The sequence below is a fragment of the Opitutus sp. sgz309028 genome (assembly GCF_059821195.1).
The window spans coordinates 423,959-447,704 of sequence record NZ_JCAMRR010000003.1; the positions used below are offsets into that span (position 1 = coordinate 423,959).

At 64.2% G+C, this 23,746-nt stretch carries 21 protein-coding genes; 13 read left to right on the forward strand and 8 right to left on the reverse strand.

The genetic code is table 11. From position 1 onward, the window contains the following. Positions 1 to 51: 51 nt before the first annotated feature. Complete coding sequence (locus tag AC6RV7_RS13400) at positions 52 to 2,847, reverse strand: DNA topoisomerase III (RefSeq protein WP_500094508.1); 2,796 nt, start codon at positions 2,845 to 2,847, stop codon at positions 52 to 54. A 271-nt stretch (positions 2,848 to 3,118) separates the two neighbouring features. Between AC6RV7_RS13400 and AC6RV7_RS13405 the strand changes: the two genes are divergently transcribed. The 6 genes from AC6RV7_RS13405 (at position 3,119) to AC6RV7_RS13430 (ending at position 8,936) form a co-directional block, all read left to right on the forward strand. Beyond that, positions 3,119 to 4,240 carry a CgeB family protein gene (locus tag AC6RV7_RS13405; protein WP_500094510.1) on the forward strand — a complete coding sequence of 374 codons (1,122 nt, stop codon included), beginning with the start codon at positions 3,119 to 3,121 and terminating at the stop codon, positions 4,238 to 4,240. A gap of 3 nt (positions 4,241 to 4,243) precedes the next feature. After that, the gene (locus AC6RV7_RS13410) at positions 4,244 to 5,065 is read left to right on the forward strand and encodes a nucleotidyltransferase family protein (protein WP_500094511.1); all 822 of its coding nucleotides are present in this window, start codon (positions 4,244 to 4,246) and stop codon (positions 5,063 to 5,065) included. Between the two features lie 23 nt (positions 5,066 to 5,088). Further along, positions 5,089 to 6,033, forward strand: coding sequence for a glycoside hydrolase 5 family protein (locus AC6RV7_RS13415; protein ID WP_500094512.1), 945 nt, complete (start codon positions 5,089 to 5,091; stop codon positions 6,031 to 6,033). 57 nt (positions 6,034 to 6,090) lie between these two features. Continuing rightward, positions 6,091 to 7,260 (forward strand): inositol-3-phosphate synthase, encoded by a 1,170-nt coding sequence (locus AC6RV7_RS13420; protein WP_500094513.1) that lies wholly within the window; start codon positions 6,091 to 6,093, stop codon positions 7,258 to 7,260. A gap of 96 nt (positions 7,261 to 7,356) precedes the next feature. Continuing rightward, positions 7,357 to 7,959 (forward strand): histidine phosphatase family protein, encoded by a 603-nt coding sequence (locus AC6RV7_RS13425; protein ID WP_500094514.1) that lies wholly within the window; start codon positions 7,357 to 7,359, stop codon positions 7,957 to 7,959. Continuing rightward, the gene (locus AC6RV7_RS13430; RefSeq protein ID WP_500094515.1) at positions 7,956 to 8,936 is read left to right on the forward strand and encodes a glycosyltransferase family 9 protein; all 981 of its coding nucleotides are present in this window, start codon (positions 7,956 to 7,958) and stop codon (positions 8,934 to 8,936) included. The genes AC6RV7_RS13425 and AC6RV7_RS13430 overlap by 4 nt, the downstream gene beginning before the upstream one ends. Before the next feature lie 26 nt (positions 8,937 to 8,962). On the opposite strand, the gene AC6RV7_RS13435 is transcribed toward AC6RV7_RS13430, so the two are convergent. Next, entirely contained in the window at positions 8,963 to 10,051 is a 1,089-nt protein-coding gene (locus tag AC6RV7_RS13435) for a pyridoxal-phosphate-dependent aminotransferase family protein (RefSeq protein WP_500094516.1), read from the reverse strand. A gap of 73 nt (positions 10,052 to 10,124) precedes the next feature. On the opposite strand from AC6RV7_RS13435, the gene lpxK reads away from it, so the two are divergent. From lpxK to AC6RV7_RS13450, 3 genes are all read left to right on the forward strand, one after another. Further along, positions 10,125 to 11,336, forward strand: coding sequence for a tetraacyldisaccharide 4'-kinase (gene lpxK, locus AC6RV7_RS13440; RefSeq protein WP_500094517.1), 1,212 nt, complete (start codon positions 10,125 to 10,127; stop codon positions 11,334 to 11,336). A gap of 101 nt (positions 11,337 to 11,437) precedes the next feature. After that, entirely contained in the window at positions 11,438 to 12,559 is a 1,122-nt protein-coding gene (locus tag AC6RV7_RS13445; protein ID WP_500094518.1) for an aminopeptidase, read from the forward strand. 97 nt (positions 12,560 to 12,656) lie between these two features. Continuing rightward, positions 12,657 to 13,646, forward strand: a complete 990-nt coding sequence (locus tag AC6RV7_RS13450) for an adenosine deaminase family protein (protein ID WP_500094519.1) — start codon at positions 12,657 to 12,659, stop codon at positions 13,644 to 13,646. Positions 13,647 to 13,661: 15 nt separating this feature from the next. Here the strand turns inward: AC6RV7_RS13450 and AC6RV7_RS13455 are convergent, their stop codons facing one another. Next, entirely contained in the window at positions 13,662 to 14,375 is a 714-nt protein-coding gene (locus AC6RV7_RS13455; RefSeq protein ID WP_500094520.1) for a sigma-70 family RNA polymerase sigma factor, read from the reverse strand. A 155-nt stretch (positions 14,376 to 14,530) separates the two neighbouring features. On the opposite strand from AC6RV7_RS13455, the gene AC6RV7_RS13460 reads away from it, so the two are divergent. Then, the gene (locus AC6RV7_RS13460) at positions 14,531 to 14,980 is read left to right on the forward strand and encodes a tRNA (5-methylaminomethyl-2-thiouridylate)-methyltransferase (RefSeq protein WP_500094521.1); all 450 of its coding nucleotides are present in this window, start codon (positions 14,531 to 14,533) and stop codon (positions 14,978 to 14,980) included. Between the two features lie 80 nt (positions 14,981 to 15,060). Further along, positions 15,061 to 16,017 (forward strand): RluA family pseudouridine synthase, encoded by a 957-nt coding sequence (locus AC6RV7_RS13465; RefSeq protein ID WP_500094522.1) that lies wholly within the window; start codon positions 15,061 to 15,063, stop codon positions 16,015 to 16,017. Positions 16,018 to 16,062: 45 nt separating this feature from the next. Here the strand turns inward: AC6RV7_RS13465 and AC6RV7_RS13470 are convergent, their stop codons facing one another. From AC6RV7_RS13470 to ilvD, 5 genes are all read right to left on the reverse strand, one after another. Then, the gene (locus AC6RV7_RS13470; RefSeq protein ID WP_500094523.1) at positions 16,063 to 16,989 is read right to left on the reverse strand and encodes a Ppx/GppA phosphatase family protein; all 927 of its coding nucleotides are present in this window, start codon (positions 16,987 to 16,989) and stop codon (positions 16,063 to 16,065) included. 66 nt (positions 16,990 to 17,055) lie between these two features. Then, entirely contained in the window at positions 17,056 to 17,781 is a 726-nt protein-coding gene (rsmI, locus tag AC6RV7_RS13475) for a 16S rRNA (cytidine(1402)-2'-O)-methyltransferase (protein ID WP_500094524.1), read from the reverse strand. Positions 17,782 to 17,869: 88 nt separating this feature from the next. Then, entirely contained in the window at positions 17,870 to 18,031 is a 162-nt protein-coding gene (locus tag AC6RV7_RS13480) for a hypothetical protein (RefSeq protein WP_500094525.1), read from the reverse strand. An 84-nt stretch (positions 18,032 to 18,115) separates the two neighbouring features. Beyond that, positions 18,116 to 19,696 carry a glucose-6-phosphate isomerase gene (locus AC6RV7_RS13485; protein ID WP_500094526.1) on the reverse strand — a complete coding sequence of 527 codons (1,581 nt, stop codon included), beginning with the start codon at positions 19,694 to 19,696 and terminating at the stop codon, positions 18,116 to 18,118. A 113-nt stretch (positions 19,697 to 19,809) separates the two neighbouring features. After that, the gene (gene ilvD, locus AC6RV7_RS13490; protein ID WP_500094527.1) at positions 19,810 to 21,534 is read right to left on the reverse strand and encodes a dihydroxy-acid dehydratase; all 1,725 of its coding nucleotides are present in this window, start codon (positions 21,532 to 21,534) and stop codon (positions 19,810 to 19,812) included. Between the two features lie 126 nt (positions 21,535 to 21,660). On the opposite strand from ilvD, the gene scpB reads away from it, so the two are divergent. After that, positions 21,661 to 22,605 carry an SMC-Scp complex subunit ScpB gene (scpB, locus tag AC6RV7_RS13495; RefSeq protein ID WP_500094528.1) on the forward strand — a complete coding sequence of 315 codons (945 nt, stop codon included), beginning with the start codon at positions 21,661 to 21,663 and terminating at the stop codon, positions 22,603 to 22,605. 3 nt (positions 22,606 to 22,608) lie between these two features. Then, positions 22,609 to 23,691, forward strand: coding sequence for a prephenate dehydratase (pheA, locus tag AC6RV7_RS13500; RefSeq protein WP_500094529.1), 1,083 nt, complete (start codon positions 22,609 to 22,611; stop codon positions 23,689 to 23,691). The last annotated feature ends 55 nt before the right edge of the window (positions 23,692 to 23,746 follow it).

Here is a 23,746-nt window from a genome sequence, read left to right on the forward strand (position 1 = left end):
AGGCCGAAGTTACTCAAGCCCGTCGCGGTGCGAGCGACGGGCGATGCCGGATCAACGCGGCGGAAACTCAAAGTCGGCCTTCGCGCGATTCTTCGACAACACGAGATACGCGCTGAACGGCGTCATGCGTTTCGACATGAAGCCTTCGATGAGATTCGTGCGACCGTTCTCGAGCAGGTTGTGCAGCTCGCCAGGCGGAATCTCCTTCGCGCAAACGTGTTTCTTCATCTGAAACACGATCCGGTTTTCCTGATCCGGACGTCGCACATAATACGTGTCGGCCGTTTCGAGGATCTCGCCGTTGAACGTCTTGCTTTGGCCGATGACCTTCGCCTTCGAGAGATCCGGCGGCGCCTTGGCTTTGCGGACGATCGGATTGCCGTCCTTGTCGAGCTTCGGCGCGCGCGGCGGGAATTTCCATTCGGCCTTTTCGCCGGCGCGTTCGAAGAACGCATCGAACGGCCGGCCTTTCTTCGAGATGAAGCCTTTGATCACGTCGGTCTTTCCTTCGCTGACCAACTTGATCGCCTGCTCGCGCTCGATCGGTTTCTGGCATAGCAGCCGGCCGATGCGGAACGCGGGTTTCCAGCCGTCGTCGGTCTTCTCGCGGAGGACGTAGCTGTTGCCCGCTTCGACGAGTTGCGCGCCGGTGTTCGGGTCGGTCCAGAAAGGCTCGAGCTCGCCGATGTCCTGCTTGTCGCCGAAATCGTATTCCGTCTTCCACTTGTTTTTCTCCTCGTCTTTCACGAGGCGAAGCACGGCGGAAAAGCGGGCGCGGGTTTTCGCGGAAATGAAACCGTCGAGCGGGCCGACTTTGCCGGTGGTGACGAGCTCGCGGATCTCCGGCTCCTCCATTTTCCGGCCGCCGATGACCTTGTAGATCATGAACTCGCCGTCCTGCGATTTGTAGCCGCGGAGAGTTTCGCGCAGCGGTTTGCCGTCGGTCGGCGAGGGGATGTCGGTTTCGCGCGCGGCGGAGTCGTCCTCCTCGAACCCTTTCACGCGTTCCACGATACCCTTCGTCTGCTCGATGACTTCGCGCATGAAGGCGTCGCGGGAAAACTTCCCGTGCTCCATCTGGCGAAGCTTGAACTCCCACTCGCCGGTCATGGCGGGGCTGGTCAACGCATCCGTATGGACGGCGCTGAGAAATTGCAGCAGCTGCTCGGCCTTGGCGGTCGGGATCAGCTCGCGCTGACCGCGCTCCATATACTTCTGGTTGATCAGGCCGTCGATCGTGTCGGCGCGCGTCGCCGGCGTGCCGAGGCCGCGCTCCTTCATCGCTTCGGCGAGCTCGTCGTCGTCGACCAGCTTGCCGGCGCCTTCCATCGCGGAGAGCAGCGTGGCTTCCGTGTAGCGCGGTGGCGGTTTCGTCTGTTCGGCATGCAGGACGGGATCGAGGGTTTTCGCCTGCGGCGGCTTGCCATCCTCGGCGGAGATCGCCGGCATTGCCTTCGAATCCGGCGAGTCCTCGTCGACGGTCGTCTTGCCGTAAACGGCGAGCCAGCCGGGGAACGTCAGGACCTTACCCTCAGTTTTGAAATCGTGACCCGGCGCGACCGTGCTGATGCGCGTCGTGATGTCGAATTCGGCGGCCGGATGAAACGCCGCGACGAAACGCCGTGCGATCATGTCGAACACCTTCGCTTCCATCTCCTCGAGGTTCTTGGCCTCGTGCGCCGTCGGGATGATGGCGAAGTGATCCGAAATCTGGGCGTTGTTGAAAATGCGTTTGTTCGGCCGGACCCAGCCTTCGGCGAGCACCTTCTGCGCGTGCGGCGCGAGCGAACCGCCGAGCGCCTGCAGCGTTTCGCGGACCATCGGCATGTAATCCTCCGGCAGCGCGCGCGAGTCCGTGCGGGGATAGGTGATCATCTTGTGCCGCTCGTAGAGCGCCTGGGCGATCTGGAGCGTGCGGCGGGCGGAGAGACCGTAGCGGTTGTTGGCCTCGCGCTGCAGCGTCGTCAGATCGTAAAGCCGCGGCGCAGCCTGCGTGCTGCCTTTCTTTTCTTCCGTGACGGCGGCGAGCGGCTGGCCCTGACAGGCGGCGAGAACGGCCTCGGCAACGGCTTGCTCCCAGATGCGATCGATCCGGTCGTGCTCGTCGTTTTCCGCCTTCTTGAAATTCGGCCGCTGGTAAACGCCTTCGTAGCGGCCCTTCGCGACTTCGAAGGTGGCCGTGACGCGCCAGTAATCGCGCGGCTTGAAATTGCGGATCTCGAGCTCGCGGGCGTAGACGATCGCGAGGGTGGGCGTCTGCACGCGGCCGACCGAGGCGACGTTGCCGGCGCGGGAACCGAACATGCGCTTGGTGAGCGCGCGGGTGCCGTTGATGCCGATGAGCCAGTCGCTCTCGCTGCGGCAGCGCGCTGCGTCGGCCAGGCCGGTCATCTGCTCGCCGTCGCGCAGCGATTGAAACGCCTGACGGATGCCCTCGGCGGTCATCGTCTGCATCCACGCGCGTTTCACGGGCAGCTTACATTTCGTGAGCTGGTAGATATAAGTGAAGATGAGCTCGCCCTCGCGCCCGGCGTCGCAGGCGTTGATGACCTGGTCGATGTCCTTTCGGGCGAGGAGTTTTTTGAGGGCATTAAAGCGCTCCTTCGAATCCTCGATCGGCTTCAGGCCGAATTTTTCCGGGATGATCGGGAGCGTCTCGAGTCGCCAGAAGCCGTATTTCTTCTTGTCGATATCCTCGGGCATCTCGAGCTCGACCAGATGGCCGAGCGCGTAGGAGATCACGAATTCGTCGTTTTCGTAGTGATCGCCCTTCTTCGGGATTTTGCCGAGTGCGCGCGCAAGGTCCGCGGCGACGGACGGTTTCTCGGCAATGACAAGTGACTTCATGAAGCGGCGAGGCGTTAGGCACCCGTGCGAGCGATTTCAAGGTTTTGTTTTTGCACGACGCCGCGAAGGACGCTGCCGCGACGGCTATTTCTGAGAACGCTTCCGCGCGCGAAACGGTCGCGGGCACGACGCGAATTCTCCCCGGGTTTTGGCACGTGACGGCCCGGCGATTTCCCGAGGTTGCAGGCGGAATTCGGCCCCCTGTCGCGCGTTCGGCGCATCAGCTACTTTCCGGACGTTGTGCGGCGACACGCGCGTGCAGCGGCTCTGCATGAAATTCGTCATCTTCGGACTTACGATCAGTTCCTCCTGGGGCAACGGGCACGCGACCCTTTGGCGGGGACTGACCCGGGCACTTGCGCAACGCGGACACAAGATCGTCTTCTTTGAGCGCGACGTGCCGTATTACGCCGTGCACCGCGATCTGCACGCGTGGGCGGACGGCGAGCTGATGCTCTACTCGAGTTTCGAGAAAGCGCTTTATCAGGCGCGGCGCCATCTTGCGGACGCCGACGTCGCGATGGTGACCTCGTATTGTCCGGATGCGCGGCTCGCGACCGATCTCGTGTTGTCGTCGCGCGCGATGAAGGTGTTCTACGATCTCGATACGCCGGTCACGCTCGACGGCATGCAGGCGGGGCGGCCGGTGGACTACATCGGGCCGCGGCGGCTGGTGGATTTCGAACTGGTCCTGAGTTACACGGGCGGGCGGGCGCTCGATGAATTGCAGCAGCGGCTCGGAGCGCGACGCGTCGCGGCGCTCTACGGCAGCGTCGATCCCGACGCGCATCATCGCGTGGCGCTGGAGCCGTGTTTCGCAGCGGATCTCTCGTATCTCGGCACCTACGCCGAGGACCGGCAGGCGACGTTGCAGGAGTTGTTCATCACGCCGGCACGGCGCGCGCCGGAAAAGCGCTTTTTGATCGGTGGCGCGCAATATCCCGCGGAGTTTCCGTGGACGGACAACATCTCGTTTGTGCGGCACGTCGATCCGCCGCAGCATCCCGCATTCTATTCGTCGGCGCGTATCACGCTGAATGTTACACGGCGCGCGATGAAGGAAATGGGGTTCTGTCCGTCGGGCCGGTTGTTCGAAGCGGCGGCGTGCGGAACGCCGATCTTGAGCGACGAATGGGCGGGGTTGGGACTCTTTCTCGAGCCCGGATCGGAGATCATCGTCGCGCATAACCACGACGAGGCGCTCGCGGCGATGGCGCTCGGCGACACGGAGCTAGCGGAGATCGCGCGGCGCGCGCGCGAACGCGTGCTTGACGAACACACGGCGGCGCATCGGGCGCGCCACCTCGAGATCATTCTCGAGAACACGGCCAACGCAGCCAGCGAGCGGCTGCTGGAATCCGTGCAACCCAGCGAACCGCTCGTGGAGGCTTGAAGAATGTGGGGCATCATTCCTGCGGCGGGAGCGGGCAGTCGAATTCAACCGCTGGCGTTTTCCAAGGAGCTGCTGCCGGTCGGCAGCCGTCATGAAGGCGCGGTGGAGCATCCGCGCGCCGTCAGCGAATATCTCATCGATCGCATGGTGGCCGGCGGGGCGACCAAAGTCTGCTTCGTGATCTCGCCGGGGAAGTCGGACATTCTGGAGTATTACGGCGGGCGGGTCGGAGCGGCGGATCTCGCCTATGTCGTGCAGCCGCGCCCGGCGGGATTGTGCGATGCGATCTTCCGGGCGCTGCCGCTGATTCCGCGCGACGAGCCGGTGCTGATCGGTCTGCCCGACACGATCTGGTTTCCGTCCGACGGGTTCGCGCACCTGCCGGATGATGTGCTTTCATTTCTGCTTTTTCCCGTCGAGCAGCCGCAGTTTTTCGATGCGGTGGTCACGGACGCCGACGGCGGCGTGCTGGAGATCGAGGTGAAGCAGCGACGACCGCGTTCGAAGTGGATCTGGGGCGCGATCAAACTGCCTGGCGCGCTCCTGCACGAATTGCACGCGCTCTGGCGCGAGCCCGGCCGCGGCGACGAGTATTTCGGCACGCTGGTCAACGCGTATCTCGCGCGCGGCGGGCGCGCGCGTGGCGTGCGCGCCGGCGAAGCGTATGTGGACGTCGGCACGCTGCATGGCTACCGCGAGGCGATTCGTCTTCTCGGCGAACGCGTGGACACGCCGGCGCCGCTGACCGACGGCTGGCAGGCGTTCACGCCGGCGCGGGCCGTCGTCGGCGGCAACAGCGGCCCGGTCAACGCGCGCGCACTTTAATCTACCAACCGATATTTTCCGCCATGGTCGAAGCTGTGATGTTCTGGAACGAGCCCAACAACAAGTCGCACTGGGCTTTCGAAATCGATCCGGAGTGGGCGATCTTCGCCGAGATGGTGAAGCACGCCGCCGATGCGGTCGCGGCCGAGAATCCGCGGCTGCTGCGTGTGCTCGGCGGGATGTCGCCGATCGATGCTGCGTTCACGCAAAACATGATGCGGCGCGGTGTGCTCGATAAACTCGATGTCGTCGCGGTGCACGGTTTCCCGCTCGATTGGAATCACTGGCAGATCAACGAGTGGCCCGCGAAAATCCAGGAGATCCAGGCCGTCACGACCCTGCCGATTTGGGTCTCGGAAGTGGGCGTGTCGACCTTCGGTGCGGAAGAGGTCCAGGTGTTCGGGTTGAATCGCACGGCCGAGCTGCTGGTCGGACGCGTGCCGCGCATCCACTGGTATAGCCTGTACGATCTGCCGCGCGCCTGGCCGGCGACGACGCGGCACAAGGAGGCGGAGGGCTCGTCGTATTACCGGCATTTCTACATGGGGCTGTTGCGCGAGGACGGCACGCCGAAGCCGGCCGCCGATGAGTTTCGCCGGCATGCGCCGGCGATGGGAATTTGCCAGTGGTTTCATTTCGAAGATCACCGGCTCGACTCGGCCGTGGAGTGGTTGCGGATGCTCGGCGTGCGTTACCTGCGCACGGGCTTGAGCTGGGCCGACAGTTTTCGACCCAACGCCGAAGCGTGGTTCGACCGGCAGATGGCGGCGCTCGAGGAATTCGACGTCACACTGACCTTTTGTTTCACGCCGGAACATCGCGGCGTGCAGCCGCATCACACGAGCCCACCGCAGGCGATCGACGAGTATGCCGACTTCTGCGCGCGCATGGTCCGTCGCTATGCGACATCGCCCAACGTGCACGTCACGCCATCGGCCGCCGTCGTCGAACCGGCGATCACCCTTTAGCCAAATGCCGCGGCCTTCGTCGCCGGCGAACTCTCACCCTCGAAGAAAGGACACTTTATGATCGCACCGAAATCCAGAGCCCGCGCCGGAACGCCCGGACACCGCCGCAAGGTCCGCGTCGCGATCATCGGCGTCGGCAACTGCGCGTCCTCGCTCGTGCAAGGCGTGCAGTTCTATCGCGACGCCGCGGAGGACGAGCGCGTGCCCGGACTCATGCACGTGAATCTCGGCGGTTATCATATCCGCGACATCGAGTTTTCCGCCGCTTTCGACATCGATCGTGAGAAGGTCGGCCGTGATTTGTCGGAGGCGATTTTCACCGGGCAGAACAACACCTACAAGTTCTCCGACGTGCCGGCGCTGAACGTGCCGGTGCACCGTGGCATGACGCACGACGGCTTGGGCAAATACCTTTCCGAGCGCATCGAAAAGGCGCCGGGGCGCACCGACGATATCGTGCGCATCCTGCGCGAAACCGGCACCGACGTCGTCGTCTCCTATCTGCCGGTCGGCTCCGAGATGGCGACGAAATGGTATGTCGAGCAGGTGCTCGAGGCCGGCTGCGGTTTCGTGAACTGCATCCCGGTGTTCATTGCGTCGCAGCCGTATTGGCAGCAGCGATTCGCGGAACGCGGTCTGCCGATCATTGGCGACGACATCAAATCGCAGGTCGGCGCGACGATCACGCATCGCGTGCTGGTGAACCTGTTTCGCGAACGGGGCGTGAGGCTCGATCGCACGTATCAACTGAATTTCGGCGGTAACACCGATTTCCTCAACATGCTGGAACGCGAGCGGCTCGACTCGAAAAAGATTTCGAAGACGAACGCTGTCACCAGTCAGCTCGGCGAGCCGATGCCGGCGGAGAACGTGCACGTGGGGCCGAGCGACTTCGTGCCATGGCTCAGCGACCAGAAATGGTGCTACATCCACATGCACGGAACGACCTTCGGAAACGTGCCGCTGAAATGCGAAGTGAAGCTCGAGGTCTGGGATTCGCCGAATTCTGCCGGCGTCGTGATCGATGCGGTGCGCTGCATCAAGCTCGCACTCGACCACGGTCTCGCGGGCCCGCTGATCGGACCGGCGAGCTACTTCATGAAATCGCCGCCGCAGCAGTTCACGGATCACGAGGCGCGCGAACAAACGGAGGCGTTCATCCGGGAGAATCGTTGCCCGGACACTCCCGCCACGCGCGAGGAAACGCTGAGCGCATCACACGCGTGATGCCCGTGTGACCCGTAGCGGAAAGCGTGAGCTTTTCGCTGCTGGCCGGGTGCGATCGATGTGAAAAGCTCACGCTTTCCGCCACGAAGCGATCCTGTGACCACGTTCTATCTGATCCGGCACGCGGAGAAAGACGCCGTGGAAGGCGTGCTCGCGGGGCGAACGCCCGGCATTGCGCTGAGCGCACGCGGGCTTCGCCAAGCGGAGGCGCTGGCCCGGCATTTGCGCGGCGAGCGGATCGACGCGGTGTTCAGCAGCCCGATCCAGCGCGCGCAGGAAACCGCGGCCGCCATCGCACGCGATCGCGGCCTCGGCGTCGAACTCTGCGACCCGATCACGGAAGTGGAATTCGGCGAGTGGACGGGCGCGTCGTTCTCCGCGGTGGCGCCCCAGGAGCGCTGGCGACGATTCAACACGTTTCGCAGCGGCACGCCCATCCCGGGCGGCGAGAGCGCGCTCGCGGTGCAAGCGCGTTTTGTATCCGAAATGCTGCGACTCCGCGCTGCGCGACCCGGCGGCGGAGTGGCGCTCGTCAGTCACGCGGATCCGATCCGGCTGGCGCTGGCGTATTTTCTCGGGACGCCGATCGATCTCTGCCTGCGGCTCGAGGTGGACCTCGCGTCGGTGAGCGTCGTGGCGCTGCACGACGATGGCGCGACGATTCGCCGGCTCAACGACGTTGCGGCCGAAAACGTATGAGCGGGTCCGGTTCGCAGCCCTCGTGGACGGAGTTGATGCGGCGCGGCGAGTTTGCCGCCGCGTGGCGGTTGAGCGATGTCGCGCTGCACGAACGGGCCGGAGTGCCGTGTTGGGGCTGGCCGCGTCACCTTCAATATATCTGGGATGGGCGATCACTGGCGGGTCGGCGCGTGCTCGTGCGCTGCTATCATGGCTTGGGCGATACCGTGCAGTTCATCCGATTTCTCCCGCAGCTGAAAGAGGCCGCGGCCGAAACGATCGTGTGGGCGCAGCCGGCGCTGCTGCCCTTGCTCGCGACGGCGAGCGGCATCGACCGGCTGCTGCCGTTGCACGATGGCGTGCCGGACGTCGCGTTCGACGCGGACGTCGAACTGATGGAGCTGCCGCATGTGTTCCGCACCACGCTGGAAACGATTCCGCGCCACGTTCCGTATCTGCATGTCGCGCCGTCGTCGTGGCCGCAAGCACCGGAGAACGGCGAGCTGGCGGTTGGCGTGGTGTGGCGCTCGGGTGATTGGGACGTGAGCCGCTCCGTGCCCGCGAGGGTGATGGCGCGTCTGGCGAAAGTGGCAGGCGTGAAACTTTATCTGCTGCAGGAAGCGTCGGCCGCGGCCGAATGGCCAAACGACACGGCGGTGCGCTGGTGTCCATCGCCGGTGGCGCAACTCGCGGCGGCGATCGCGGCGATGGATCTGGTGATCAGCGTCGACAGCCTCCCGGCGCATCTGGCAGGCGCGCTGGGCGTGCCGGTGTGGACGCTGCTGCCGGTGACCGCCGACTGGCGATGGATGGAAACACGCGACGATACGCCGTGGTATCCGACGATGCGTTTATGGCGGCAGGAGCGTGCGGGAGACTGGGAGCCGGTGATCGCGCGCGTGGCGTCGGAGCTGGGAAGCATTGTTGGTGCCTCCGGACGTCTCGGAGAGACGTCCCTACCTACTGAAAAAAGGCCCGCGTTGCAGCGGGCCTGGTGAGCTATAGAGATTCGAACGCGGACGCGTCAGCTGGCGAGCTTCGGCGTTTCGGCGAGGGCGGAGTCGAACGCCTTGAGCATTTCCGCGATGGTGGCGTCGGTCTCGTCGCCCATGTTGGAAATGCGGAAGGTCTTGCCCTTGAGTTTGCCGTAGCCGCCGTCGATCACGAGCTTGTGCTTCGACTTGAGCGTCTTGTTCAACGCGGCGAGGTCGATGTTCAGCGTGTTAGCGAAGCAGTTCAGGCTGACGGAGCCGAAACCTTCCTTCGGGAATAGCTTGAAGCCCTTCGCAAAGAGGTGGTCGCGCACCGTCTGGTTCAGGCGGGCGTGACGCGCGTAGCGGTTCTCGATGCCCTCAGTCTTGATGTCCTCGAGCTTCGACTTGAGCGCGTAGATGAGCGGAATCACCGGCGTGCTCGGCGTCATGCCGGCCTCGTGGTTCTTCTGGAATTCGAGGAAATCGAAATAGTAGCCGCGGCCGGGTTGTTTCGCGGCGCGATCGAGCGCGCGCTTGGAAACCGAGAGGAGGGCGAGGCCGGGCGGCAGGGCGAGGGCCTTCTGCGAGCCCGTAATGAAAACGTCGATACCGAGTTCGTCCTTCTTGATCGGCATCGCGCTGAACGAGCTGACGGTGTCGACGATCGAGATGACGTCGGGAAACTCGCGCACAACCTTCATGATCGCGGCGATGTCGCTCATGCAGCCGCAGGACGTCTCGTTGTGGATGATCGTGATGGCGTCGTAGGCGCCGGTGGCGAGCTCACGGCGGACGGCCTCGGGATCGACGGGCTGGCCCCAGTCGAACTTGAGCGCGCCGGCCTGGAAGCCGCAGCGCTGGGCGACGTCGTTCCACTTGTCGGAGAACGCGCCGTTCATGCAATTGAGCACCTTCTTCGCGGTGACGTTGCGGACGGAGCCTTCCATCACGCCCCAGGCGCTGCTGGTGGACAGGTAAACGGGATCCTTCGTGTAGAAGAGCGCCTGCAGCTCAGGCTGGATCGCCTGGTAGAGCGCGACGAAGTCCGTGCTGCGGTGGCCAATCATCGGCTGCGCCATCGCGCGCAGGGTTTTTTCGGAGACCGCAATGGGGCCAGGGATGAAGAGTTTGTAGCTCATGAGTTCGTGCCCGTAGGCGCTACGGAAAACAGTTTACGCCCCGCGCCGGGTCAACCTTCATTCGCACAAACTCATGTCGCAGTCCTGGCTGAAGAAAAAGGTCAACGCGCTCGAACTCTATACGGTCGACGTGATTCTCGGCCGCCGTGCGGACACGGGGGCGGCAGTCTATGGCGCTTTTTTGCAGGTGCTGTCATGGTTGTTCAACGCCATCGCGCAGGCGCGACTCTGGCTTTATCACCATCGCATCCTGCACGACCAGCCGCTCGGCTGTCTCGTGGTCGTGGTCGGTAATCTCACCGTGGGCGGGACGGGCAAGACTCCCGTCGTGGAGAAATTTGCGAAAGCCTTGCGGGACCGTGGCCGCAAAGTGGCGATCCTCAGCCGCGGCTACAAAAGCAAGTCGGCGCCGTTCTGGAAAAAATGGTGGCACGGCATCACCCACACCGCGGAGCCGCCGCCGAAGATCGTGAGCGACGGCGAGCGGGTGCTGCTCGATTCCGAGGAGGCCGGCGACGAGCCGTTCATGCTCGCGCGCAACCTTCCGGGCGTGATCGTGCTGGTCGACAAGAACCGCGTGAAATCCGGGGCGTTCGCGATCAAGAAATTCGGCTGCGACACGCTCGTGCTCGACGACGGTTTCCAATACCTGCCGCTCAAGGGACGGCTCAACCTGCTGCTCGTCGACAAAACAAATCCGTTCGGCAACGGCCACCTGTTGCCACGCGGAATCCTGCGGGAACCGATCAAGCACCTGAAACGTGCGAGCTACGTTTTTCTGACCAAGTCGAACGGTCATCGCGACGAGGAACTCGAGTCGTTGATCAAGCAGCACAACCCCGACGTCGACATCATCGAGTGCGCGCACCGTCCGCAGTATCTTCAGCGCTTCGGGTTGCCCGCGGAGACGCCGGGCGCGCGCGAGCCGTTGAGCTTTTTGAAGGGACGGCGCGTGATGGCGTTCAGCGGCATCGCCACGCCGGAGAGTTTCGAGAAATTTCTGCGCGATCTCGGCGCGTTGATCGTAGCGCGTGAGCGCTTCCTGGATCACTATCGCTACGTCGACGAAGATTTCGAGGCCCTGTTCCGGATCGCGCGCGAACAAGGCGCCGAGTGCCTGGTGACCACGGAGAAGGACGCCGTGCGCATCCCGGAAACTTACGCGTGCCCGCTGCCGCTCTACTACTTGCGGCTCGAGATCGACATCATCCGCGGCGCGGCGGATTTCGACGAAGCGGTGGGGCGGATCTGTTTTCCCCAGAGCGGACGCGGCAAGGCGGCTTGAGCCCGGCGTCGCGGGCCGGCGGATTCGACCCGTGGACAGAGGAGTGGCGGGCGCCACTTCCACCTTGCGGGCGCGGGCGGGGACGACGTTAGTTGCGGATCATGATCATCGATCCGCGCTACCACGAACTCGCCGAGGGCCTCACCGGATTCTCCACGTCGCTCAAGAAGGGCGAGCGCGTGTTGATCGACGCGTTTGATGTGCCGGACGCGATCGTGATCGCACTGATTCGCGCGGTGCGGGCGCGCGGAGCGCAACCGATGGTGCAGCTCCATCGCGCGCGCGTGACGCGCGAGCTCACGCGCGGTGCCGAGGCCGGTGTCTATGAACCACTCGCCGAAGTGGAGCTCGCGCGGATGCAGAGCGTGCACGCCTATATCGCGCTGCGCGGGTCGGAGAACATCTTCGAGACCTCGGACGTTCCCCCGGAGAAAGTGCAGCTCGTGTCGCGGTTGATGAAGCCGGTGCTCGATTATCGCGTCGGCAAAACGAAGTGGGTCGTGCTGCGCTGGCCGACCTCGGCGATGGCGCAGCAGGCGGGCATGAGCACGGAGGCGTTCGAGGACTTTTTCTTTCGCGTCTGCACGCTCGATTACCGGCGGATGACGCCGGGCATGACGGCCCTGAAGGAGCTGATGGAGCGCACCGATCGGGTGGAGATCAAAGGCCCCGGCACGGATCTGAGTTTCTCGATCAAGGGCATCGGCGCGGTGCCGTGCGGCGGGTTGCGCAACATCCCCGATGGCGAGGTGTTTTCCTGCCCGGTGCGCGATTCGGTTGAGGGCGTGATCCAATACAACGCGCCGACGGTTTATCTCGGCACGTCGTTCGACAACATCCGGCTCGTCTTCAAGCGCGGCAAGATCGTCGAGGCCACGTCGACGAACACGAAGCGGTTGAACGAGATTCTGGATAGCGACGCGGGCGCGCGCTACATCGGCGAGTTCGCGCTCGGTTTCAATCCGCACATCCTGCAGCCGATGCGGGACATCCTGTTCGATGAAAAGATTGCGGGCTCGTTCCACTTCACGCCGGGCCAGGCGTATGAAGAATGTGGTAACGGCAACAAATCGCAGGTGCACTGGGACATGGTCTGCATCCAGCGACCAGAATACGGCGGTGGGGAAATCCGGTTCGACGGCAAACTGATCCGCAAGGACGGCCTGTTCGTGCCGAAGGCGCTGCAGAAGCTGAACCCGGAGTATTTGCTCGGGAAGAAATAGGCTCGGAGGGAAACCACGAAACACACGAAATACACGAAAATGCAGGCCCCTGATTTCGGATTTCGTGTGTTTCGTGTTTTTCGTGGTTGCTGAGAACATGTCGGATCAATCGCTGATCGATTTCATTCAGGCGTTGCCGAAGACGGAGACGCACCTGCACATCGAGGGCGCGCTGCCCTATGAGTTGCTGCGCGCGTGGAAACCGGAGGATTATCCGGCCGATCCGGAGTTCCGTCGCCCGGATTATCGGTATCCAAGTTTTCCCGACTTCGACGCCATCTTGCTGGCGCACGCGCTGCCGTGGTTCACGAGCGCCGAACGCTACCACGAGGCGGCGAAGGCGATCTTCGCAAAGCACGTCGCGCAGAACGTCCGCTACGTCGAAACCAGTTTCCACCTGCCGGTCACCCAGTTCATCGGCGTGCCCGGGCCGGAAATCGTCGCGGCGATCCTCTCGGCGGCGCCGCCGGGACTCGAGGTGCGTGTTTTCACGGGCATGCTTCGCACCGACATCGTCGGCGAACTCCGCCCGACGATCGACGCGCTGCACACCTGGGAGAATCTGTCGGGCGTGGACCTGCACGGTTTCGAAGCGATGCGCACGGAGCCGGAGACGGCTGCGATCTGGGCGAGGGTGCGCGCGGCGGGCAAAGTCACCAAGTGCCACGCCGGCGAATTCGGCGGCGCGGAGCGCGTGCGCGAGGCGATCGAAGTTCTCGGCGTCACGCGCGTGCAACATGGTGTGCGCGCGATCGAGGATCCGGCGGTCGTGCGGCTCGCGGCGGAGCGCGGCGTCACGTTTGACGTTTGTCCGATCAGCAACGTCCGGCTGCAGGTCGTGCCGTCGCTGCGCGAGCATCCGATCCGGCGGCTGCTGCAGGCAGGCGTGCGCTGCACGGTCAGCACCGACGATCCGCTCAACTTTGCGAACACGGTGAACGACGAATACGCGGCGCTCGCGACGGAGCTGAAGTTCACGCGCGCGGAGCTGGCGCAGGTCGCGCGCAACGGCTGGAGCGTGGCCGACGTGCCCTCGGAAGTCAGGCAACACTCCCTCGCGGAAATCGACCGGCTCAGCGCCGGATGACGCACCGGTGCGCGCTCAGGAGGCCGGGGGAAAACGATCGGGCAGCGCGCGGATCGCGGCCATGACCCGGGCCGTCATCGGATCGCAGTAGCACGCGACATAGTCGAAAAGCTCGAGCGCGGCGGCATTCTGGAGCAGCTGCCGTTTCAATCCCTCGCGCGCGCGGTGGAGCAGCACTTTCACGTTGTCGCGGGAGATCCCCAGGCAGTGCGCCGTTTCCTCGGTGGAGAGGCGCTGCACTTCGCGGAGCAGATAGACCGCGCGGTGGTTGCGCGGCAGTGTTTGTATGGCTTCTTCCAATACGGATTTCTTTTCCTCGGCGTTGAGCAAAGGCTCGGCCGCGGCCGGCACGGAGGGCTCGTCCGCGGGGCGGGAGCCGTTCTCCGCGAGAGTTTCCAGAACGAAACGCTTTTTGGCACGCAGCATCATGAGGCACTCGTTGATCATGATGCGGGTGAGCCAGGTGCCGAACGAGGAACGGCCGTGAAAGCGGTCCAGGTGGAGAAATGCTTTCAGATAGGCGTTCTGCATCGCATCCTCGGTCTGCCCATGATCCTGCAGATAGGCCATGCCCGCGCGATAAAGCTGGGCGTTGTGCCGTCGCACGATCACCTCGAACATCTCGCGATTACCGCGCAACACGGCGTTCACCGCCTCGATGTCCGCGACTTCGAAGGGAGCCGGCAGTGGCTCCGACGCGGCGGCGAACGAGCGGGCGGGAGAGTTCATGTCAGATTTGATGCCGAACGGCAGCGAACGTTACACCGGTCGGGTAATTGCGAAAGGAAAGACGGGCGAATCGATCACCTGTAACCTTCAACGCCCCGCTGCATCGAATGAGGAAACGGCACCGCACTCCCGCGGACCGCGAAATTCAATCCTCCATGGCTACCACCTATTCCGTTCCCTCGGGCGCTGCCGCGTCCTCGCTCCAGACCGATAACCAGGTCGTCCGTTCGATCCACACGCTGCTCACTTACATCTTCACCGCCGTGCCGATCGTCGCCGGCGCGGACAAGTTCACCCACTTTCTTGCGCAATGGGACACCTATTTGAATCCGCTGGTGCTCCGCATCGTGCCCGTCTCGGCGAATACGTTCATGCACCTGGTAGGAGTGATCGAGATCGTGGCCGGCGTGCTGGTCTTCGTGCGTCCGCGGCTCGGCGGTTTCGTGGTGATGGGCTGGCTGCTCGCGATCGCGCTGCAATTGATCGCCGCGGGTCAATTCCTGGATATCGCCGTCCGCGACATCGTGATCGCGTTAGCCGGTGCGCTGACGCTGGCCCGGCTCACGCCCCACCTGGGCGCGAATGTTCGCCGGGCTGACGCCTGAGCACCGCGGTCCATCGAGGAGCCGGCTTGCAGACGTCCGCGGGAGCCGCGAGGCTCCGCCGCCTGCAAGCAGACTCCTCCATGCCGCTCACCTACATCGTTCCTCCCGGGATCCGTCGCGCGCGGGCCGATAAAATCCTCGCGGCGGCCTTCACCGAGCACAGCCGCGTGGCCTTCCAACGCGCGTTCGATGCGGGTCTGATTTCCCGGAGAAACGAAGTTCTCGGACGAGACGCGACCGTGAACGAGGGCGACGAGATCGTGTTTTCGTTTCCCGATACGAAGCCCGCGGAGATCAAGGCCGTCGACATCCCGCTCGACGTGCTCTTCGAGGACAAACACATGCTCGCGGTCAACAAGGTCGCGGGCATGGTCGTCCATCCGGGTGCGGCGACCGAGGATGACACGCTCGTGCACGCCCTGCTCGCGCACTGTGCCGGATCGTTGAGCGGCATCGGTGGCGTGGAGCGACCCGGCATCGTGCACCGGCTCGACAAGGAAACCACCGGTGTGATCGTTGTCGCCAAGAGCGACAAGGCGCATCGCGCGCTCGCGGATCAGTTTGCAAGCCGGACGCTGACGAAGGAATACGTGGCGCTCGTGAGCGGAGTGCCGCAGTTGCTGAGCGGCACGATCGATCGCGCGATCAGCCGGCATCCGGTGCATCGCCATCGGATGACGATCGGCGAAGGCGGCAAGCCCGCGCGCACGGATTGGGAGCGCGGAGAAACGTTCGGCCCGCTCGCGGCGCTGATCCGCTGCCGGATTTTCACCGGCCGCACGCATCAGATCCGCGTGCACCTGAAATCGCTCGGCCATCCGATTCTCGGCGACTCGCTGTATGGCTGGAAACCGGATCTGCGCCTCGATGAGCAACCGCAGCGGATCATGTTGCACGCGGAGCACCTCGTCATCGCGCATCCGATCAGCGGCAAGGTCCTCGATTTGCGCGCCCCGCTGCCGAAGGATTTCGTGAAGATGATGAAGGGGCTGAAAACGGCCGCCAAGCGGCTGGCAGCGAACGCCCGGACAACTTAGCGCTCCCGTTCGGACGCCTCGGAGAGCCGTCCCTGCCAAACGTCCTCACCGTTCGAGCAGCTCGGCGGCGAGGCCGAAGCGAAGGTTGTAGAGAGAATGCTGATACGCGGTGAAGCCGCCGGTTTCGGCGACGGCGAGCAGCGTGGATAACGCGGTGGGAAACACGTCCGCGCGGGCGGCGGGAAGACCCGGGACGGCCTGCCGCTCGGCCAGCGGCATGGCGGCGAGTTCGTCACACAGCACCACCAGTTCGGCGATCTCGATCCGCGCCGGCGTGGCTTCGAGCGCGAGACCGCGCCGGGCGCCGAGAATGGCGCGGGCGGTTGTCATCGTGCCGCCAGTCGCCACCGCCGTGGCGTCCGGCAGCGTGAAGAGGAAGTTGGCTCGGACGGTGGCGGAGGAAAGCGTGCGGATCGCGGCGAGCAGTCCGAAAGGAATCGGCGCGGTCTGATCGCGCACGAAGGTTTCCGTCAGCCGCACGCAGCCCAGCTGCAGGCTCACCGCCTGCTCGATCTTGCGCTGGCGAAACGAGAGACACTCGAGGCTGCCGCCGCCGAGATCGAAGACATAGAAATTCTCCAAGCCGAGCAGCGCCGGATCGCAGGTGAGTCCGCGGCCGATGAGATTCGCTTCTTCGAAGCCGGACAGGATCCGGATTTCGTGGCCGGTGGCGGCCTGCACCTGCGCGCGGAACGAGGAGCCGTTCTGGGCGTCGCGCACCGCGCTGGTGGCGACGAGCGCGATGCGAGTCGGTGCAAAAGGCGCGATGAAATCGAGGAGTTCGCGAATCGCGCCAATCCCGCGGGCGATGCCTTCGTCGCTCAATTTGGGAGTCTCGCGGCTGATCCCGGCGCTGATTCGCGCGTCGAGTGTTTTGACGCCCAAGGCGCCAACGGAGCCGTCCGACGCCCGCTCGGCGACGAGCGCCTTGATGGAATTGCTACCGATGTCGATGACGGCGACGGAAGGCATGGAACCACGAAACACACGAAACACACGAAAAGAAGAAAATCTTCGGTTTTCGTATTTTTCGTGGTTCTACAAAACGAAACCATTCGGCGCGATCAGAAGGACGAATTCGCCTTTCAGGCTCGTTTTGGCGAGGCGGGCCTGCACGTCGGCGACGGGGCCGACGAGGAACGCTTCGTGGAGCTTGGTGACCTCCTTGGCGACGCAGATCACGCGTTCGCCGCCGAGCGTAGTTACGATCTCGCTCACGGCCTTGTCGATCCGGTGGCAGCTTTCGTAGAGCGCGAGTGTGTAATCGAATTCCCGATACTTCTCAAAAAACGAGATCCGCGCGGCCGATTTCGGAGGAAGAAAACCGACAAACAAAAAACCGTTCGTCGGCAGGCCGCTCGCGCTGAGTACCGCGGTGAGGGCGCTGGCGCCCGGAACAGGAATAACGGGCAGTCCGCGACGGCGGCAGGCCCGGACCAGGCGAAAACCCGGATCGCTCAGCGCGGGCGTGCCGGCGTCGCTGACGATCGCGACCGATTTGCCGGCGGCGAGCGCAGAGGCGAGGCGTTCGGCAGCGTCGGTTTCGTTGTGTTCGTGGTAAGGGACGAGCTCCTTCCGCAGGCCGAGGCGGTTGAGCAGCAGGCCGGTCGTGCGGGTGTCCTCGCAGGCGACGAAATCGACGCCGCCAAGAATCGCTCGGGCGCGGTCGGAGAGGTCGGCCAGGTTTCCGATCGGCGTGGCGACGACGTAAAGGTGTCCGGGTTGCGCGACGAGGGACGAATTGGCGGGGAGGTTTTCGGCCATGGCGGCGGGAGCGTGGGCAGGCGGACGCGCGGGTCCGAACAAAAAAAGAATCCGGCCGAAGCCGGATTCAGAGAAGTCGGGAGCTGATTTAGCGGCCGAAGCCGCCGCCCATGCCCGGAATCTGGCCTTCCCAATCGGCCGGACGACTCCACGGAATCGACGTATCCCTCGGCGCCGACATGCAGCCCGCCAGCGAGGCGAGCAGTGCGATCAGGACGGCGCTGATGATGGATTTTCTGGGGGAGATCATGAATGCGTTGGTTAAAAGCGCAGAAGCGCGTTACTGGCAAGGCCCTGATGACGATTTTGCGGGCCTCAGGTAACGCGCCTCAGGTCACAACCCGTAGCGCGACAGATGCCACGGCGTTTTCGCGCGTTTTTTCACGCCGGTGAGCCGGCGGTTGGCGGCGAGGTGCTCGAGGATCTTGAACACGAGCTCGGTCGAAACGTCGGCGCCGAGTTGCGCCGCGAGTTCCTCGGCGGTGTAGGATTGGTCGGGCGCGGCGCTGAGCGCGGCGGCGATGCGCTGCTTGAGCGCGATGACGCCGCCGGCGGCTTTCTTGCCGGCCTCGACGCCGGGCTGGTGGTAGGCGTTGATGCCGATCAACGAGGCGTAAAGTCCGACGACGCGCTCGTAGAGGGCGATCAGCAGGCCGATGGTGCGCGGCGAGACGTCGGGCACCGTCAACGTGATCGACGAGCGGTTCTTCTCGCTGAGGGCGTCGCGCGTGCCGAGATAGAAGCCCTGCAGGTAATCGCCGGACGTGATGCCGGGTTCGACTTCGAGCGCAGTCTTCGCGTCGCGATCCTTCAGCACCTCGAGGAACGTCACGAAAAAGTTGTTCACGCCCTCGCGGAGCTGCTGGACGTAGGCGTGCTGGTCGGTGGAGCCCTTGTTGCCGTAGACGGCGATGCCCTGGTTCACGACGTTGCCCTGCAAATCGAATTCCTTGCCGAGCGATTCCATCACGAGCTGTTGCAGGTAACGTGAGAAAAGCAGCAGCCGGTCCTTGTAGGGCAGCACGACCATGTCCTTCGCGCCGCGGCCGTCGGTCGCGAAAAACCACATGAGCGCGAGGAGCGCGGCGGGGTTTTCCGCGGTGACGGGCTGGCGCGTAACGGCGTCCATCGCGGCGGCGCCATCGAGCATTGCCTGAATGTCGATGCCCTGCAGCGCGGCGGGCAAAAGACCGACGGCGCTCAACTCGCTGGTGCGGCCGCCGACCCAGTCCCACATCGCGAAACGCGCGAGCCAGCCTTCGTTGACCGCGGTCTGATCGAGTTTCGAACCGGCGCCGGTGACGGCGACGAACTGCTTCGCGTAATCGAGTCCGGCAGCCTTGAACGCGGCGATGGCCTCGAGCATGCCGTTGCGGGTTTCGACCGTGCCGCCGGATTTCGAGATGACGACGACGAGCGTTTTGGCGAGCTGGTTGCGCAGCTCGTCGAGGACGTAATCGATGCCGTCGGGATCAGTGTTGTCGAAGAAATGGATGGCGAGCTTGTCCTTGCGCGGACGGCCGAGCGCGTGGCTGACGAGTTGCGGACCGAGCGCGGAGCCGCCGATGCCGACGACGAGGAGGTGTTTGAATTTGCCCTTCGGGCCGGCGATTTCGCCGGCGTGGACCTTGGCGGCGAAATCCTTGATCGCGGCGAGGGTGGAGGTGATTTCCTCGGTGAGCTCCGGCTTCGGCGCGAGCTGGGGCGCGCGCAGCCAGTAATGGCCGACCATGCGGTTCTCGTCGGGATTGGCGATCGCGCCGGCCTCGAGCTCGGCCATGGCCTTGAACGCGTCCTGCATGCGCGACTCCATCGACGTGAGGAAGTCGTCCGGAAACGGAATGCGGCTGATATCGAGCGAAACGCCGAGGTCGGCGTTGTGGTAAAAGTGGGTTTTGAAACGGGTCCAGGACATGGCGCGAATAGAAGAGGGAGAACCACGAAACACACGAAATACACGAAAGGGATCTCGATCCGGATCCAGGAATTTCGTGTGTTTCGTGTTTTTCGTGGTTCCCGGTTTAGTGGTCAGAGATATTTGTCGGTGACGGCGCCTTCGGAGGCGGTGGCGACGAGCTTGGCGTATTTCGCCAGGACGCCGCGGGTCTCGCGAGGCGGACGCGGCTTGTTGGCGGCCATGCGAGCGGCGTAATCGGCCTCCGGGATCAGGACGCTGATCGTGTTCTTCACCGCGTCGATTTCGATGAGATCGCCGGTGCGCACGATGCCGATCGGGCCGCCGCACGCCGCTTCGGGCGTGATGTGGCCGACGTCGAAACCGTGGCTGCCGCCGGAAAAACGGCCGTCGGTGATGAGCGCGACATCCTTGATCAAGCCGCGACCGGCGACGGCGCTGGTGGGCGAAAGCATCTCGCGCATGCCGGGACCGCCGACGGGTCCTTCGTTGCGGATGACAACCACATCGCCCTTCACGACGTCGCCGCGGAGGATGCCCTTCAACGCGTCCTCCTCGCCCTCGTAAACCTTGGCGGTGCCTTTGAAATAGAGACCTTCCTTGCCGGTGATCTTGCCGACGGCGCCGCCGGGGGCGAGGTTGCCGCGGAGGACGCGCAGGTGGGTTTCCTTTTTGATGGGGTTCTCCCACGGGCGAATGATGTCCTGCTCGTTCGGATACGCGCCGTAGGCTGGCACGTCCTTCAGCGTTTCGGCGATGGTTTCGCCGGTGACGGTGAGGCAGTCGCCGTGGAGCAGGCCGCGGTCGAGGAGCATCTTCATCATCGGGCGGATGCCGCCGATGCGGATGAGATGGCTCATGTTGTATTTGCCGAACGGCTTCAGGTCGGCGAGGAGCGGGACGCGTTCGCCGATCGTCTTGAAATCGTCGAGCGTGAGCGGCACGTGCGCGGCATGGGCGATCGCGAGCAGATGGAGGATGAGATTGGTGGAGCCGCCGAGCGCGGTGCAGACGGTGATGGCGTTCTCGAACGCCTTTCGCGTCATGATGTCGCGCGGCTTGATGCCTTTTTTCAGGAGGTTGACGACGGCGGCGCCGGCGCGTTCGCAATCCTGACGCTTGGCTTCGCCGATCGCGAGTTGGGCGCTGCTGTTGGGCAGGCTCATGCCGAGCACTTCGATCGCGCTCGCCATGGTGTTGGCGGTATACATGCCGCCGCAGGAGCCGGGACCGGGAATCGCGCTCGACTCAACTTGTTTCAGGCCGGCGTCGTCGAGTTCGCCCTTGGCGTGTTTGCCGACGGCTTCGAAGACGGAGACGATGTCGAGCGGCTTCTGGTGATCGCAGTCGCCGGGCAAGAAGCCGGGGAGAATGGTGCCGCCGTAGACGAAAACCGCCGGGCGGTTCAGGCGCGCAATCGCGATCATCGCCCCGGGCATGTTCTTGTCGCAGCCGCCGATGGCGACGAGGCCGTCAAACCCCTCGGCCGCGACGGCGGTCTCGATCGAGTCGGCGATCACCTCGCGGGACACGAGGCTGTAGCGCATGCCCTGCGTGCCCATGCTGATGCCGTCGGTGACGGTGATGGTGTTGAAATAAACCGCTTTGCCGCCGGCGTCGGCGACGCCCTTGCGCGCGTGATCGCTGAGCTCGCCCAGATGGACGTTGCACGGCGTCATGTCGCTCGCGGAGGACGCGACGGCGATCTGCGGCTTGCGGAAGTCGTCGTCGGTGAAGCCGACGGCGCGCAACATCGAGCGGGCAGGGGCACGGTCGTTGCCGTCGACCACCACGGAGGAGTGAGGACGCGGCAGTTCGCTTTTGGGCTGGTTGCTCATGGGAAAAGAAGGTTGCAGGACACCAAACGGGTTCGGTTCCGGCAAGCGCGTTTGCCGGCAGCGCCGCACAACTTTCGTGGTTGCCTGTGCGGTGAGGCGCCGCATTCACTGGTCGGAATTTCCCGCATGGCCTTCAATTTGAAAAAGGTGCTCAAGGCACTGCTGTTTTCCTCCAGCCAACCCCTCTCGATCAAAGACATCCAGGCCGCGTTCACGCGTTTCCACGAGAGTGTGGAAACAAGTGCGGAGAGCGACGAAGCGGCGAAGGACGGCGAAGCGGCGCCGGAGCCGGCCGCCAGCGAGTCGTTGCCCGAGGCTGCGGCGGCGGAGAATGCGGAAGCGGCGGCGCCCGTCGCCAGCGAACCGGCGGTCGAAGCCGGGAGCGATGTTCCCGCGGGCGAGCTGACGGAGTTGGCGCTCGAAACCGTGGACGACCCCGAACTTTATTCCGACGTGCCTTCGCTGATCACGGGCACGCAGATCCGCGAGGCGATGGATCGGATCGCGGCGGAACTGCGCGCGGCCGACGACGGCCTGCTGCTGATCGAGGGCAACAACGGTTACCGGCTCGTCACGCATCCGCGTTTTGCGCGCTGGGTGCGGATCCTGCGTTCGGAGCCGCCGCCGATGAAATTGAGCCAGTCGGCCATCGAAACGCTCGCGATCGTGGCGTATCGGCAGCCGGTCACGCGCGGCGAGATCGAGACGATCCGCGGTGTGTCCGCCGAAGCCGGCATCAACAAGCTGCTCGAGCGCGAACTCGTCTACGTGGTCGGCCGCGCGGACCTGCCGGGCCGGCCGATCCAGTATGGCACGACGGACAAGTTTCTCGAATTCGTCGGCGTGAAGTCGCTCGATGAACTGCCGGCGTCGGACGTCCTCAGCTCGCGCCAGATCGACGAGTGGTTGAAGACCGCGACGAATCCGGCGCCGATCGGCGACCGCGACATGGGCTTGCCGGACGAGCAGTTGCCGCTCGACGCGAATGCAGCCCCCGGGCCCGCGTCTGCGACGGAAGAATCCCAGCCCGCCGCCGCTGCCGACGAAAACGAAACGCCCGCCAATTCCTGAACGATGGACCTTGCCGCCATTCGCGAGAAAATCGACCAACTCGACCGCCGCCTCGTCGAGATCCTCAACGAGCGTCTGACGCTCGCCGCCGAGATCGGCAAACTGAAGCGCAGCCAGGGCGGGCAGATTTACGTGGCCGAGCGCGAGGACGCGGTGCTTCGCAAGGTCACCGGCCGCAATGAAGGTCCGATCAAGAACGAGGCACTCGTCGCCATCTACCGCGAAATCATGTCCGCGGCGATCGCGCTCGAGAAGCCGCTGGTGATCGCGTATCTCGGCCCGGAGGCGAGCAACACGCATGCGGCAGCGTTGAAGAAGTTCGGCGCCAGCGTCGACTATCACGCGATGGCGACGGTGAGCGACATCTTCACCGCGGTCGAAAAAGGCGAAACCGATTACGCGGTGATTCCGATCGAGAACTCGACCGAGGGCTCCGTGCGCGAGGCGCTCGACAGTTTTGTCGAGAGCGACCTGAAGATCGTCGCGCAGATCTATCTCGAGATCAGCCACGCGCTGATTTCCAACTCGCGACTCGAGGATATCGAGCGGGTCTATTCGAAAGACCAGGCGCTCGCCCAGTGCCGGCACTGGTTGCAGCGGCACCTGCCGCATGCGCAGCTGATCGACGCGCCCAGCACGTCGCGGGCGGTGCAGATCGCGAAAGGCGAACCGGGCGCGGCGGCGATCGCCGGCGATCTCGCGGCCGAGCACTACGGCGTGCCGGTCGTCGAGCGCAACATCCAGGACAAGGCGGACAACACCACGCGCTTTTTCGTGCTGGGCCGGAAACCGTCGGGGTCCGTCGGTGGCGGCAAGGATCTTTCGAGCCTGCTGGTGTCGCTTGGCGACGAAGCCGCGTCGCATTCCGGAGCGCTGTTGAAAATGCTCATGCCGCTTGCGGAGCGTGGCATCAATCTGACGAAGATCGAATCGCGCCCGAGCAAGAAGCGGCCGTGGGATTATTACTTCTTCCTCGACGTGACGGGGCACTACGAGGATCCGAACATGAAGGCCGCGCTGGCCGAGCTGAAGAAATTCTGCCCGGTCGTGAAATGGCTCGGCAGCTACCCGGCGTCGGCGAGCTGACGCGCGCCGGGCTGCGCCCGCGCCGGTTCAGAGTTCCGGGTTCCGGGTTCAGAGT

Bases quoted from the DNA above. Each gene is read 5' to 3' on its own strand.
- AC6RV7_RS13480 (WP_500094525.1), bottom strand. From the start codon at position 18,031: ATGATCTCCCCCAGAAAATCCATCATCAGCGCCGTCCTGATCGCACTG.
- scpB (WP_500094528.1), top strand. From the start codon at position 21,661: ATGGCCTTCAATTTGAAAAAGGTGCTCAAGGCACTGCTGTTTTCCTCC.
- AC6RV7_RS13460 (WP_500094521.1), top strand. From the start codon at position 14,531: ATGGCTACCACCTATTCCGTTCCCTCGGGCGCTGCCGCGTCCTCGCTC.
- AC6RV7_RS13420 (WP_500094513.1), top strand. From the start codon at position 6,091: ATGATCGCACCGAAATCCAGAGCCCGCGCCGGAACGCCCGGACACCGC.
- AC6RV7_RS13405 (WP_500094510.1), top strand. From the start codon at position 3,119: ATGAAATTCGTCATCTTCGGACTTACGATCAGTTCCTCCTGGGGCAAC.
- AC6RV7_RS13400 (WP_500094508.1), bottom strand. From the start codon at position 2,847: ATGAAGTCACTTGTCATTGCCGAGAAACCGTCCGTCGCCGCGGACCTT.
- AC6RV7_RS13455 (WP_500094520.1), bottom strand. From the start codon at position 14,375: ATGAACTCTCCCGCCCGCTCGTTCGCCGCCGCGTCGGAGCCACTGCCG.
- AC6RV7_RS13410 (WP_500094511.1), top strand. From the start codon at position 4,244: ATGTGGGGCATCATTCCTGCGGCGGGAGCGGGCAGTCGAATTCAACCG.
- AC6RV7_RS13435 (WP_500094516.1), bottom strand. From the start codon at position 10,051: ATGAGCTACAAACTCTTCATCCCTGGCCCCATTGCGGTCTCCGAAAAA.
- AC6RV7_RS13445 (WP_500094518.1), top strand. From the start codon at position 11,438: ATGATCATCGATCCGCGCTACCACGAACTCGCCGAGGGCCTCACCGGA.
- rsmI (WP_500094524.1), bottom strand. From the start codon at position 17,781: ATGGCCGAAAACCTCCCCGCCAATTCGTCCCTCGTCGCGCAACCCGGA.
- AC6RV7_RS13415 (WP_500094512.1), top strand. From the start codon at position 5,089: ATGGTCGAAGCTGTGATGTTCTGGAACGAGCCCAACAACAAGTCGCAC.
- AC6RV7_RS13470 (WP_500094523.1), bottom strand. From the start codon at position 16,989: ATGCCTTCCGTCGCCGTCATCGACATCGGTAGCAATTCCATCAAGGCG.
- ilvD (WP_500094527.1), bottom strand. From the start codon at position 21,534: ATGAGCAACCAGCCCAAAAGCGAACTGCCGCGTCCTCACTCCTCCGTG.
- AC6RV7_RS13430 (WP_500094515.1), top strand. From the start codon at position 7,956: ATGAGCGGGTCCGGTTCGCAGCCCTCGTGGACGGAGTTGATGCGGCGC.
- lpxK (WP_500094517.1), top strand. From the start codon at position 10,125: ATGTCGCAGTCCTGGCTGAAGAAAAAGGTCAACGCGCTCGAACTCTAT.
- AC6RV7_RS13465 (WP_500094522.1), top strand. From the start codon at position 15,061: ATGCCGCTCACCTACATCGTTCCTCCCGGGATCCGTCGCGCGCGGGCC.
- AC6RV7_RS13485 (WP_500094526.1), bottom strand. From the start codon at position 19,696: ATGTCCTGGACCCGTTTCAAAACCCACTTTTACCACAACGCCGACCTC.
- AC6RV7_RS13450 (WP_500094519.1), top strand. From the start codon at position 12,657: ATGTCGGATCAATCGCTGATCGATTTCATTCAGGCGTTGCCGAAGACG.
- pheA (WP_500094529.1), top strand. From the start codon at position 22,609: ATGGACCTTGCCGCCATTCGCGAGAAAATCGACCAACTCGACCGCCGC.